We start from the raw sequence: 12,742 nt of genomic DNA, 5'->3' as shown, positions 1-12,742 counted from the left end.
CCCTGCCGGGACCTTCTCCCCGCGGGCGGGGAGAAGGGGGCTGACCGCGACGTCGCCGCATCGTCCTTCTCCCCGTTCACGGGGAGAAGGTGGCGGCAGCCGGATGAGGGGCAGCATCAGGCTTCGAGGATCGCCCGATGATGCTCGACCGTTCGCCAGGCTTCGGCGTCTACGTGCATTGGCCGTTCTGCGCGGCCAAATGCCCTTATTGCGACTTCAACAGCCATGTCCGCCATCAGCCGGTGGACCAGGAGCGCTTTGCGCGCGCCTTTGCCACCGAGCTTGCGACCATGCGGGCGCGAACCGGGCCGCGCGAGGTGACGAGCGTGTTCCTCGGCGGCGGCACGCCGTCACTGATGAAGCCCGAGACGGTGAGCGCAGTGCTGGAGGCGATCGCCAAGAACTGGACGATTTCCGGCAACGCCGAGGTGACGCTGGAGGCGAACCCGTCGTCGGTCGAGGCCGAACGCTTTCGCGGCTATCGCGCCGCCGGCGTCAACCGGGTGTCGCTGGGCGTGCAGGCGCTGAACGACGCCGATTTGCGCTTCCTCGGGCGGCTGCACAATGTCGAGGAAGCGCTGCACGCCATCGGCCTTGCGCGCGAGATTTTTCCGCGGCTGTCGTTCGACCTGATCTACGCGCGGCCGGGCCAGAAGCCGGATGCCTGGGCGGCGGAGCTGAAGCAGGCGATCGGCTATGCCGTCGACCATTTGTCGCTGTACCAGCTGACCATCGAGGAGGGCACGCGCTTCTTCCAGCTCTACAATGCCGGCAAGTTCGAAATTCCCGACGGCGAGCATGCGGCCGAGCTCTATGCGATCACGCAAGACGTGACGGCGGCCAACGGGCTGCCGGCCTACGAGATTTCCAACCACGCCAGGCCCGGCGCCGAGAGCCGGCACAATTTGACCTACTGGCGCTACGGCGAATATGTCGGCGTCGGCCCCGGCGCGCATGGACGCTTCCTGGAGCACGGCACGCGTGTCGTCACCATCGCAGAGAAGGTGCCGGAGCGCTGGGCCGAACTGGTGGAGCAGCACGGCCACGGCGTCACCGGCGGCGAGACGCTCAACCGCTCGGAAGAGGCCGACGAGTTCCTGCTGATGGGCCTGAGGCTGGTCGAGGGCATCGACCTCGCCCGCTACGAACAGCTGTCGGGCAAGTCGCTGTCTTCGGCGCGGCTGTCGATCCTGCAGGGCGAAGGGCTGGTGGCCCCGATCGGCAATTCGCGCCTGCGCGCCACGCCCGAGGGCATGATCGTGCTCGACGCGGTGGTGGCGGATCTGGCGCGGTAGGCTGCCGCTCTTTGCTCTAACCTCGGCAACAGCTCCTGCGGCGCGCACGATCGCGGCAGCAGCTATCGTCACGACCTGGCACGGTAGCATTTGACCGCGGCGCCGGTTTCGACGTCACGGCATGGCAACTGTGTTCATGCGAAGTGTTTTTGGTCTCGTTGCATGCCGTGATCGAACGGCCGGCCCAAACGGTTCAAGTTGCTCTCCAGGCCGCGCAAACAGACGCCGGCGTCATGCCGGCGGACGGCGCCGACACGACCGTCAAGCCTTGCGCTTCATCGCAAAGACGACGAGGCCGTCGACGTCGTCCTCGATGCGCTGCCAGCCCATCTGTTCGTAGAAGGCAGACACCGCCGGCTTGGCGCAGAGGTAGGCTGTGTCGAAACCCTGCCTGAACGCGGCTTCCGCGCCGGCCTGCACGAGGGCTGCGCCGATGCCGGATTTCCTGGCGGCTTCGTCGACCCAGACGGCCGCCACCCAGGGCGAATATTGCGGGCGGGATTCGAGATCGTTGTCGATCAGGTGGGCGGTGCCGAGGAAGGTGTCGCCGTCATGGGCTACGAGCGCCTGCGGCAGGCCGGTGGAGGCGAAGTTCTCGTCCACCAGGCCCGCGATGAAGGCGAGTTCATGCCCTTCGTCGCGCCACCAGGCGTTCCAGATGCGGTCGGCGACGTCGGCGGCGAATTCCGGTCTGTCGCGCAGGTCGGAGATGGAATAATTCTGGATCCGGGCGTTCTTCATCTTGCCTGCTGCTTTTTTGGGACTTTCGAAAGTCCGGCGACTGCTACAAGAGGCGCAAGCAACTTTCCAGCAGCCAACAGATCACATTCACGGAGCCAGACATGACTGCGGCATTTTCCACCTGGCAATTCTGGGCGATACTTTCCGCCGTTTTCGCCGCGCTGACGGCGATCTTCGCCAAGGTCGGGATCGAGAACGTCAACTCGGATTTCGCCACGCTGATCCGCACCGTGGTGATCCTGCTGGTGCTGGCGGGCATCGTCACCGCCACCGGCCAGGCGCAGGCGCTGGGCACGATTTCGGGCAAGACCTACACGTTCCTGATCCTGTCGGGCCTGGCGACCGGGGCGTCGTGGCTGTGCTATTTCCGGGCGCTGAAGCTGGGAAATGCGGCGCAGGTGGCGCCGATCGACAAGCTAAGCGTCGTTCTTGTCGCGGTGTTTGGCGTCATTTTCCTTGGCGAGCGACTTAGCACGGCGAACTGGCTCGGCGTCGCGCTGATCGCGGCGGGCGCGGTTCTGGTCGCCTACAGGGCGTGACGGCGGAGCTGCCTTGGTGGCGGCGTCGAGGCGGGAGATGAAGGCGTCGAAGCGATGGGGCATGGCGAGTGCTTTGGCCGTTGTCCGCGAATCCCTGTGGTTCGATCCGCGGCCGGATTTGCTTCCCGCACTGTGGCAAAGCCAAGGCAGAATCGATCACATGTTTTGCAAGCCGGAGCGCGGCGTGCCAAACAGGGCGAAAGCCGCCCAATCGCGAACCGGGCGGCGAGCGGGGTTGAGTGCAGACAGGCGACACCAAGCGGGTTTTTGTGATCGGGCAGACCGAGATCGCGGCGCGGCCGCTCGATCCGGCGCTGTATCTGGTGGCGACGCCGATCGGCAATCTGGGCGACATCACGCTGCGCGCGCTGGAGACGCTGGCTGCGGCCGACCATGTCGCTTGCGAGGACACGCGCGTCACCCGGGTGCTGCTCGACCGCTACGGCATCCGCCAGCGGCCGAGCGCCTATCACGAACACAATGCCTCGGAGGCCGGGCCGCGGCTGATCGAGGCGCTGGAGAACGGCCGCAGCGTGGCGCTGGTGTCGGATGCCGGCACGCCGCTGGTCTCCGACCCCGGCTTCCGGCTGGTCGAGCAGGCGCAGGCGCACGGCATCCGCGTGGTGCCGATCCCCGGCGCATCGGCGGTTCTGGCGGCGCTGACCGCCTCGGGATTGCCGTCGGATGCGTTCTTCTTTGCCGGCTTCCTGCCTGTGAAGGACGGGCAGAAGCGGACCCGGCTTGGCGAGGTCAAGGCCGTGCCCGGCACGCTGATCCTGTTCGAATCGCCGCGCCGGCTGGCCGACACGCTGGAAGCGATGGCCGAGGTGCTGGGCGACCGGAGGGCGGCGATCGGGCGCGAACTGACCAAGGCCTTCGAGGAAATCCGCACCGGCACGCTGGCCGAGCTCGCCGCGCATTATGCCAGTGCCGACACGCCCAAGGGCGAGATCGTCATCTGCGTGGCGCCGCCGGAGGAGCGGGCCGAGACCGTGGAAGACATCGACAGGCTGCTGGTTTCGCTGGCCAGAGAAATGCCGGCGTCGAAGGCGGCGGCGGAAGCGGCAAGGATGACCGGCCAGCAGAAGCCGGCGCTCTACCGCCGGCTTCTGGAGCTCAAGGAAGGGGCCGGTGACTGACCGGCTCGCACGGCAGAAGGCACTGGGCCGTGGACATCGCGGCGAATGGCTCGCGGCCCTGGCATTGATGCTCAAGGGGTTCCGGATCGTCGCCCGACGCTACAAGACCAAGCTCGGCGAGATCGACCTGATCGCGCGGCGCGGAGACCTGGTGCTGATCGTCGAGGTGAAGGCTAGGAAATCGCTGATCGAGGCGATGGAGGCGGTGGCCTACGGCTCGGAGCGGCGCATCGAGGGGGCCGCCGACCTGTGGCTTTCGCGGCAGCCGGACTATGGCAGGCTGTCGGTGCGGTTCGACATGGTGGCGGTGCTGCCGCGGCGCTGGCCGGTGCATGTCGAGAACGCATTCCAGGGACGGAATTGACCTCCAGCCGCGCTCCGAAAATCGTTTCCGGGCTTCTGGCCGACGCGGCTACGTCTTTACCTCGGCGGCCAATGCCACTAACAGGCCACGCAAAGCCCGCGTTGCGGGCAATCGAGGTTCGCGCCCGAAGGCGCCCGAGTTACTGGAGATGGCAATGTCCCTTCCCGACCGCCTGAGCAACGACCCGCGCAGCCCCTTTTTCAACGCCGAGGCGCTGCAAGCGGGCGTCGGCATCATGTTCAACGGCAAGGAGCGCCAGGACGTCAGCGAGTATTGCGTCAGCGAAGGCTGGATCCGCGTGCCGGCCGGCAAATCGAAGGATCGCTTCGGCGAGCCGATCACCATCAAGCTCAAGGGCACCGTCGAGCCGTTCGCGAAGCCGTGAGGCCGGCTACGTAGTACGGGCGCCAAGCACCCACACTCCGGTTCGCTGCGCGAACCACCTCTCCCCTGCCCGGGGGAGAGGAAGCGATAGTGGCGAACGCAGCATCTCCCGGCTTCCCCGCCCGCCGCGACGGCGAAAGGCGCGCGAGGCTACGTGGAGCGGGCGCAGTCAGCCAGTGATGGTGAAGCCAGCGGGCGCGTCGGCGGGATCGGCTACGTCCTGGACGACGCTGCGGACTTCGCAGCCGGGCGGTCCCTGCCAGAACGCATCCAGCATCGAGGTCATGGCCTCGTCAGTGCCTAAGATCAAGGCGGTGACGGAGCCGTCGCGCTCGTTGCGGACCCAGCCATTCAAGCCGAGGCGCCTTGCCTCGCGCTGCGTCCAGACGCGGAAGCTGACGCCCTGGACGCGGCCGGAGATGCGGACGAGAACGGCACGGTGGTTCATCTCAACCTCCCTGTGGCGCGCGAAGATTCCCCTCCCCCCTTGTGGGGAGGGGTTAGGGGTGGGGGTGCCACTTGCAGCCCCGTGCCCCCGTAATACCCCCACCCTTTATCCCTCCCCACAAGGGGGAGGGAGACGTCGGCGTCACGCTTTCCCATCCTTCGACAGGCTCAGGATGAGGGTCGCGCAAGTCGGGTCAGAAGAAGCGATCTCCGCTACCGTCGCGCTGCCCCTCATCCGCCTGCCGGCACCTTCTCCCCGCAGGCGGGGAGAAGGAAAGCTGCTTCAGCGCCGCGTTACCCGCATCGGCAGGCCGCCCTGGGGCTGAGTGGTGAGTTTCTGGACCGGCCAGGGGTTGGTTTCGGCGACGGTGTCGAAGCGGAAGCGGGAGAGCAGGATGGCGAGCGCGATGATGGCTTCCTGCATGGCGAAGCTCATGCCGATGCAGACGCGCGGGCCGGCGCCGAAGGGCAGGTACTGGTAGCGGTCGATGCTGTCCCTGTTTTCGGGATGGAAGCGCTCGGGCATGAAAGCCTCGGGCCTGTCCCACAGCTTGCGGTGGCGATGGACCGTCCAGGGCATGACCAGCACCTGCGCCTTGCGCGGGATCTTCAGGCCCTTGTAGTCGTCGTCGGCGATGGGCTCGCGGTTGATCGAGGGCGCCGGCGGATAGAGCCTGAGCGCCTCCTCGAAGGCGGCGCGGGTGAGCGGCATGGCGTCGAGCCACTTCACCGGGTCGGGCTCGCGCGCCAGCACCGCGTCGATCTCCTGTTCGACCTTGTCGCGCTCCCAGGTGGCCTCGGCGAGGCAGTAGATGGTCCAGCCGAGCGCACGGGCCGTGGTCTCGTGGCCGGCGCCGATGAAGGTGATGATGTTGTCCTCGATCTCCTGGCGCGACAGCCCGTCGGGGCCTTCCGCGCGCAGAAGCAGGGTCAGGAAATCCTCGGGCACGCCCTGCGGATCGCGAACCAGCCTGTCGCTGCGCATCGCAACCGTGTCGGTGACGATCTTGCGGAAGTAAGCCATGGTCTTGCGGCCGCGGATGCGGGTGATGCGCGGCAGCCATTCGGGCGCGCGCAGCAGGTCGAGCGGGTCGACGCGGCCCATGGTCTCGAACAGCCGGTCGATCTCATGGGCGAAGCTGCCGGCCTCGCCGGCGATCTCGCCCGAAAACAGCGTCTCGGCCAGGATCTCGTAGGTCAGCATGGTCATGTCCTGGGCGACGTCGACCGGGGCCGACGCATCGTCGTAGCGTTTGACGAAGTCGAGGGTGCGGGCCAGCATCGGCTGGGCGAAGCCGAAGATGTGGCGCGGGGTGAAGACCGGCGCCATGGCCTTGCGCGACCGCTTCCAGACGTCGCCCTCGGCGGTCAGCAGTCCGTCGCGCAGGATCGGGCGCAGGATCATCTGGCGGACGGTCGCCATCTTGTAGTTCTTCGCGTTGTCGACCAGCACGTGGCGGATGAGGCCAGGATCGTTGGCGATGACCAGTGGGCCGCCGATACCGGAAACCGAAATCCACGGCTCGTTGTATGACGGCTCGCCCCACAACTCGAGCGGGTTGCGATAGACGATGCGCATCATCTCCAGCGTCGACGGCGGCCGGGTGCGCGGTATCGGCGCCGGCGGGACGAAGGGTTCGGGCCTGGTGTCCATCAGATGTTCCTGCATCGCCCCCGGAATGTAGGCGCGGCGAAGGCATGCGTCCATGCGACCGAACCGCGTGATGAACCAGATGTGAGATGCAGCGCCGCGCGGCCACCCGGCAGCGCCAAGGGCGCCGTCCACCTGGTATCCATGCATGATCCTTCCGAAAGGTCCCGATTTTCGGGGCCATGCATAGGTCACCTAAAGGTGCCTTCTTGCCACCGGAGGGTTTGGGCGCCTATTTCCCGCCGGTCACCATTTGATACCTTCCCAAGGACTGAAATCTTGAAACACCAGCTGAACATCGTCGTGGCCAGCACCCGCCCCGGCCGCGTCGGACCCGTTTTCGCCCGCTGGCTCGAAGCCTATGCGCGCGAGCACGGCAAATTCGAACCCGTCATCACCGACATCGAGGCCTTCGGCCTGCCGATCTTCGACGAACCCAGGCATCCGCGCCTCGGCCAGTACGAGAACGAGCACACCAAGAAATGGTCCGAGGCGATCAAGGCCGGCGACGCCTACGTGTTCGTGACACCGGAGTACAATTTCTTCGCCGCACCGGCGCTGGTGAACGCCGTGAACTACCTGGCGCGTGAGTGGAACTACAAGCCGGCCGGTTTCCTGAGCTATGGCGGCGTGTCGGCCGGCCTGCGCGCCGTGCAGGCCGAAAAGATGCTGCTGACGACGCTGAAGATCATGCCGATCCCGGAAGCCATCGCCATTCCGGCCTTTGCCCAGCACCTCGACGAGGACGGCGAGTTCAAGGCCAACGAACTGGTCAAGGACAGCGCCAACTCCATGCTCGACGAACTGCACCGCTGGAGCGAGGCGCTGAAGCCGCTGCGCGCGGGCTGATCGACCCCTTGTCGCCCGACAGACAGGCGGGCGACAAACCGCCGCTGCGCCAGAATCCTGCAACCAGATTGCAACCTATTGCAGCCAGGGTCGTTGGCACCCCGGTTGAAAGACAACAGGGATCCGGCGTGTAGGCACATGACGAACTGCAAGGTGATGGTGGTCGAGGACGAGATTTTCGTCGCCACCGAAATCGAAAGCGTACTCGAGGAACTGGGGCACCACCCCGTCGGCATCGCAATGGACGCCGCGACGGCGCTCGACCTCGCGCACATGGCCGAGATCGCGCTTGTCGACCTCAACCTGCGCGACGGGCCGACGGGCTCGCATCTCGGACATGTCCTGGCCGAGCAGTTCGGGGTGACGGTGCTGTACATGACCGCCAATCCCTCGCAACTGGGCGACGGCATTCCCGGGACGCTCGGGGTGATGCCGAAGCCCGTCATGGACGAGGAGTTGCGGCAGGCCATCGCCTATGCGGCGGCGCGGCGCCATCGCGTCGAGGCAGAGCCGCCGGTGCGGCTGAAGCTCTTCGCCGACAATTCCAACGAGCACGCCGACAAATCCTGACAGCTGTGCGGGTCGCCCGGATCAGCGCCGCAAGGTCGACGACCGGCTGAGCTGCGTCTTCGGCACGACGATCGACACTTCGAGGCCCTCAGCCTGCCAGCTGCGCTCCAGCCTGCCGCCGAGCTGGCCTTCGACGCTGAGCTTGACCAGGCGGCTGCCGAAGCCTTCGGCCTGCGGCTCGCCTTCGAGCGGCCGCCCGCCGGTCTCCTTCCAGACCAGGCGGTAATCGTCGCCGGACCTTGCCGAACTCAGCACGACCCTGCCGCGGGGGCTGGCGAGCGCGCCGTATTTGGCCGCGTTGGTGGCGAGTTCGTGGATGAGAAGGGCCAGCGGCGTGGCCGCCGCATCGTCGATGACGGCATCGTCGCCCTCGAAGACGAAGCGGCCACTGTCGCCACCGACATGCGGTGCGAGCAGAAGCGTGACCAGCGCTTGCAGCGACGAATTGTTGTCGGCCGGACGCGAGGCGGCGCTGTGCGGCCTGACGAAATCATGCGCCTTGCCCATGGCGACGATACGCTGGCGCAGTTCGTCGGCCAGCGGCTTGAGATCGGGATAGGAGCGCGCCGACAGGCCGATGATGCCGTTGAGGACCGAGAAGATGTTCTTGATGCGGTGGCTGAGTTCGTGGGCCACCACCTCGCGCTCCTCGGCGACCAGCTTGGTCTCGTGGATGTCGGTGCAGGTGCCGAACCAGCGGATGATGTCGCCGGCCTTGTTGCGGATCGGCAAGGCGCGGCCGAGCGTCCAGCGGTACTCGCCGCTGTGGTGCCGCAGGCGGTATTCGATCTGGTAGGGCTCGCCCGTGGCCAGGCAACGATGCCAGAGCTCCCAGGCGCGCTGCTGGTCGTCGGGATGGAACATGCCGTTCCAGCCGGCACCGTCGGTGGTGCCTTCCGCCATGCCGGTGAACTCGTACCAGCGGGCGTTGTAGTAGTCGTGGTGGCCGTCGGCGCGGGTCGACCAGACCATCTGCGGCATGGTGTCGGCGAGCGTGCGGAAGCCGGCCTCGCTGGCCGCGAGCGCCGCCTCGAATGCCTTGCGCTCGGTGATGTCGATGACGACGCCGGGCAGACGCTCGCCGCCCTCGGCGTCGCCGACCACCCGGCCGGTGGCCAATATCCAGCGCAGCGTGCCATCGGCACCCGGCAGGCGATATTCGACGCGCAGGTCGCCGCGTTCGGCAATCGCCTGTTCGAGGGCGTTCAGTACCAGGTCGCGGTCGGCCTCGTGGATCCGATCGAGGAAGCGTGCCTGCGGAATGCCGCGCTCGGCATCAGCGGCGTCGAGGTCGAACATCTGGGCGAAACGTGCATCGGCAGTGACCCAACGGCTGGAGACGTCCATGTCCCAGGCGCCGACGATGCCCGAGGCGGCCAGCGCCAGCGACAAGCGCTCCTCGCTGCGGGCAAGCGCCTTTTCGGCGCGGACACGCTTGGTCGTCTCGGCGAGGATGGCGAATGCCGCCACCGCCCTGCCGTCGTCATCGAGCAGCGGACTGTAGTCAAGGTCGAGCCAGACGCGCTCGGGCAGGCCGTTGCGACGGAACACGAACTCCTGATCCTCGAAGGTGACGGTATCGCCTTCGAGCACCTTGGTCACGATGGTGCGGTTGAAGTCGGCGACCTCGGGCCAGCTGTCGAAGACGGAACTGCCGAAACAGGCGGGATGGCGGCCGGCGGCGATCGGAATGTAGGCGTCGTTGTAGATCATGATGCCTTGGCGCCCGATCATCAGGCACATCGGCACCGCCGACGACAGCATGATGCGGACGCTCATGCGGATGACCAACGGCCACGAGCTGATCGGGCCGAGCGGGGTGGCCGCCCAATCCATTGCGGCGATGCGGCCGTTCATCTCGCCCTCGAGGGTGGGATGAAGACCCGCGGGATCGGCTCCGGACGGCAGGGTTGTGGGCATAAGCGAGCGCAATTCCCAGTTAAAAAATCGAGGCCGTCCTACGAAAACAAGGGACGACCGGCAGTAAGGATCACAATACGGCCGACATCAACAGCCGTGGCGGCGAGAAGTTCCAAACCGGCGGCAATTCGAGGCGCAAGACGATCGCTTCACCGGCATGCCGCCCATGCCGCGGCGAGCGCCGTTATCCACGCCGAACAGGCCCGTAAAACTTGGAAAAACCACACTTAACCCCTATATCTGGGGATCAATCGACGTGCGATTCGGGGCCGATTTTGCCGCGTCCTCCTGCGGCAGCCAGACGAAAGTTTTTCATGAGCGACCAGTCCGAGAACCTTCCCGGCGCCGAGGCCGAGTACGGCGCAGATTCCATCAAGGTTTTGAAGGGGTTGGACGCCGTCCGCAAGCGCCCGGGCATGTATATCGGCGACACCGACGACGGCTCGGGCCTGCACCACATGGTCTACGAGGTCGTCGACAACGCCATCGACGAGGCGCTGGCCGGCCATGCGACGCTGGTGACGGTGTCGCTCAATCCCGATGGCTCCGTCACGGTCACCGACAACGGCCGCGGCATTCCGACCGATATTCACACCGGCGAAGGCATTTCGGCGGCTGAGGTCATCATGACGCAGCTGCATGCCGGCGGTAAGTTCGACCAGAATTCCTACAAGGTTTCGGGCGGCCTGCACGGCGTCGGCGTGTCCGTCGTCAACGCGCTGTCGGTGTGGCTGAAGCTCAAGATCCGCCGCAAGGGCCAGATCCACGAGATGACCTTCAATCACGGCAACGCCGTTGCGCCGCTGAAGGTGACGGGCGATGCCGGCGACGAAACCGGCACCGAGGTGACGTTCCTGCCCTCGCCCGAAACGTTCACCATGACCAACTTCGACTACGGCACGCTGGAGCACCGGCTGCGCGAGCTCGCCTTCCTGAATTCGGGCGTGCGCATCCTGCTGTCGGACAAGCGCCATGCCGACATCAAGAGCCAGGAATTGCTCTATGACGGCGGCCTGATCGAGTTCGTGAAGTATCTCGACCGGGCCAAGAAGCCGTTGATCGGCGCTCCGATCGCCATCCGGGCGGAGCGCGACGGCATCACCGTCGAGGTGGCGATGTGGTGGAACGACAGCTACCACGAGAACGTGCTGGCCTTCACCAACAACATCCCGCAGCGCGATGGCGGCACCCATCTCGCCGGCTTCCGCGGAGCCTTGACGCGCCAGGTGACCGGCTATGCCGAGACCTCGGGCATCTCGAAGAAGGAAAAGGTCTCGATCATCGCCGACGACACCCGCGAGGGCCTGACGGCGGTGCTTTCGGTCAAGGTTCCCGATCCGAAGTTCTCGTCGCAGACCAAGGACAAGCTGGTGTCGTCGGAAGTCCGCCCGGTGGTGGAGAGCCTGGTCAACGAGGCGCTCGGCACCTGGTTCGAGGAACATCCGACAGAGGCCAAGACGCTGATCGCCAAGGTGGTGGAAGCCGCCGCCGCCCGCGAAGCGGCGCGCAAGGCGCGTGAGCTTACCCGCCGCAAGGGCGTGCTCGACATCACCTCGCTGCCCGGCAAGCTGGCCGACTGCCAGGAACGCGATCCCGCGAAATCCGAAATCTTCATCGTCGAGGGTGACTCGGCAGGCGGCTCGGCCAAGAGCGGCCGGTCGCGCCAGAACCAGGCGATCCTGCCGCTGCGCGGCAAGATCCTGAACGTCGAGCGCGCCCGCTTCGACCGCATGCTGTCGTCGGACATGATCGGGACGCTGATCACCGCGCTCGGCACCTCGATCGGCAAGGACGAGTTCAACGCCGACAAGCTGCGCTACCACAAGATCATCATCATGACCGACGCCGACGTCGACGGCGCCCACATCCGCACGCTGCTCTTGACGTTCTTCTTCCGGCAGATGCCGGAGCTGATCGAGCGCGGGCACCTCTACATCGCCCAGCCGCCGCTCTACAAGGTAACCCGCGGCAAGAGCTCGCAGTACCTGAAGGACGAAAGCGCCTTCGAGGAATATCTCGTCGATGTCGGGCTGGACGAGGCGTCGCTGACGCTGGCCGGCGGCGAAGTGCGCGTCGGCCAGGACCTGCGCGCGGCGGTGGCCGACGCGCTCGGCGTGCGCACTTTGATGGACGGGCTGCACACGCGCTACTCGCGCCCGGTGGTCGAGCAGGCGGCAATCGCCGGCGCGCTCAACCCCGACATCTTCAACGATCTCGGCCGCGCCAACGCCATGGCCGAAGCCATCGCCGAGCGGCTCGACCTGATCTCGGAAGACATCGAGCGCGGCTGGAGCGGCAAGGTTTCGACCTCGAACGACGGTTCCGGCGGCTATGTCTTCGAGCGCACGCTGCGCGGCGTGACCGAACATGTGCATCTCGACATGGCGCTGATCAACTCGGCCGACGCGCGCGCGCTCGACCGCTTTGCCGCCCGCCTGGGCGAGATCTACGGCCAGCCGCCGGTGCTGCGACGCAAGGAGAACTCGGAATCGATCGCCGGGCCGCTGGCGCTGCTGCACGCGGTGTTCGCCTCGGGCCGCAAGGGCCTGACCATGCAGCGCTACAAGGGCCTAGGCGAGATGAACGCCGAACAGCTGTGGGAGACCACGCTGGACCCGAACGTGCGCTCGCTGCTCAAGGTGCAGGTGACGGACGCCACCGACGCCGACTCGCTGTTTGCCCGCCTGATGGGCGACGAGGTCGAGCCGCGCCGCGACTTCATCCAGGAGAACGCGCTGAGCGTCGCCAACCTGGACGTCTGACCGCGGCCTTTTCCGCTCTGGTTCATTTCGCCCCCTTTGCCCAGCGGAGGGGGCGATTGTGTTTTTGGGGTTTGCGTGGGC

General features: G+C 66.3%; 12 protein-coding genes. 8 read left to right on the top strand and 4 right to left on the bottom strand.

Annotated elements, in window-relative coordinates:
- Positions 1-137 precede the first annotated feature (137 nt).
- Positions 138-1,295: a radical SAM family heme chaperone HemW gene (gene hemW, locus GGR00_RS08570; RefSeq protein ID WP_184117412.1), complete on the top strand. Its 1,158-nt coding sequence runs from the start codon at positions 138-140 to the stop codon at positions 1,293-1,295.
- A 261-nt stretch (positions 1,296-1,556) separates the two neighbouring features.
- On the opposite strand, the gene GGR00_RS08565 is transcribed toward hemW, so the two are convergent.
- Entirely contained in the window at positions 1,557-2,036 is a 480-nt protein-coding gene (locus GGR00_RS08565; protein WP_055981605.1) for a GNAT family N-acetyltransferase, read from the bottom strand.
- Between the two features lie 101 nt (positions 2,037-2,137).
- Between GGR00_RS08565 and GGR00_RS08560 the strand changes: the two genes are divergently transcribed.
- The 4 genes from GGR00_RS08560 (at position 2,138) to GGR00_RS08545 (ending at position 4,463) form a co-directional block, all read left to right on the top strand.
- Positions 2,138-2,575: an EamA family transporter gene (locus GGR00_RS08560; protein ID WP_055981601.1), complete on the top strand. Its 438-nt coding sequence runs from the start codon at positions 2,138-2,140 to the stop codon at positions 2,573-2,575.
- Positions 2,576-2,814: 239 nt separating this feature from the next.
- The gene (gene rsmI, locus GGR00_RS08555) at positions 2,815-3,714 is read left to right on the top strand and encodes a 16S rRNA (cytidine(1402)-2'-O)-methyltransferase (protein WP_055981598.1); all 900 of its coding nucleotides are present in this window, start codon (positions 2,815-2,817) and stop codon (positions 3,712-3,714) included.
- Positions 3,707-4,078 (top strand): YraN family protein, encoded by a 372-nt coding sequence (locus GGR00_RS08550; RefSeq protein WP_184699209.1) that lies wholly within the window; start codon positions 3,707-3,709, stop codon positions 4,076-4,078. The genes rsmI and GGR00_RS08550 overlap by 8 nt, the downstream gene beginning before the upstream one ends.
- Before the next feature lie 154 nt (positions 4,079-4,232).
- Complete coding sequence (locus GGR00_RS08545) at positions 4,233-4,463, top strand: DUF3297 family protein (protein ID WP_055981592.1); 231 nt, start codon at positions 4,233-4,235, stop codon at positions 4,461-4,463.
- Between the two features lie 168 nt (positions 4,464-4,631).
- Here the strand turns inward: GGR00_RS08545 and GGR00_RS08540 are convergent, their stop codons facing one another.
- Entirely contained in the window at positions 4,632-4,910 is a 279-nt protein-coding gene (locus GGR00_RS08540; protein WP_184699207.1) for an acylphosphatase, read from the bottom strand.
- Positions 4,911-5,192: 282 nt separating this feature from the next.
- Positions 5,193-6,563 (bottom strand): cytochrome P450, encoded by a 1,371-nt coding sequence (locus GGR00_RS08535; RefSeq protein ID WP_184699441.1) that lies wholly within the window; start codon positions 6,561-6,563, stop codon positions 5,193-5,195.
- Between the two features lie 276 nt (positions 6,564-6,839).
- Between GGR00_RS08535 and GGR00_RS08530 the strand changes: the two genes are divergently transcribed.
- Both GGR00_RS08530 and GGR00_RS08525 read left to right on the top strand, forming a co-directional pair.
- Complete coding sequence (locus tag GGR00_RS08530) at positions 6,840-7,409, top strand: NADPH-dependent FMN reductase (protein ID WP_184699205.1); 570 nt, start codon at positions 6,840-6,842, stop codon at positions 7,407-7,409.
- Positions 7,410-7,547: 138 nt separating this feature from the next.
- A complete protein-coding gene (locus tag GGR00_RS08525; protein ID WP_184699203.1) occupies positions 7,548-7,979 on the top strand; it encodes a response regulator in 432 nt (143 codons plus the stop codon).
- 21 nt (positions 7,980-8,000) lie between these two features.
- Here GGR00_RS08525 and GGR00_RS08520 read toward each other — a convergent pair whose 3' ends face one another.
- Complete coding sequence (locus GGR00_RS08520) at positions 8,001-9,836, bottom strand: PAS domain-containing protein (RefSeq protein ID WP_184699200.1); 1,836 nt, start codon at positions 9,834-9,836, stop codon at positions 8,001-8,003.
- Between the two features lie 377 nt (positions 9,837-10,213).
- Here GGR00_RS08520 and gyrB point away from each other — a divergent pair, with 377 nt between their 5' ends.
- Entirely contained in the window at positions 10,214-12,661 is a 2,448-nt protein-coding gene (gyrB, locus tag GGR00_RS08515; protein ID WP_055981577.1) for a DNA topoisomerase (ATP-hydrolyzing) subunit B, read from the top strand.
- The last annotated feature ends 81 nt before the right edge of the window (positions 12,662-12,742 follow it).

Source organism: Aminobacter aganoensis, assembly GCF_014206975.1.
GTDB lineage: Bacteria > Pseudomonadota > Alphaproteobacteria > Rhizobiales > Rhizobiaceae > Aminobacter > Aminobacter aganoensis.
The sequence above is the reverse complement of the archived record's forward strand: the minus strand, read 5'-3'. Positions and strand labels throughout refer to the sequence as shown.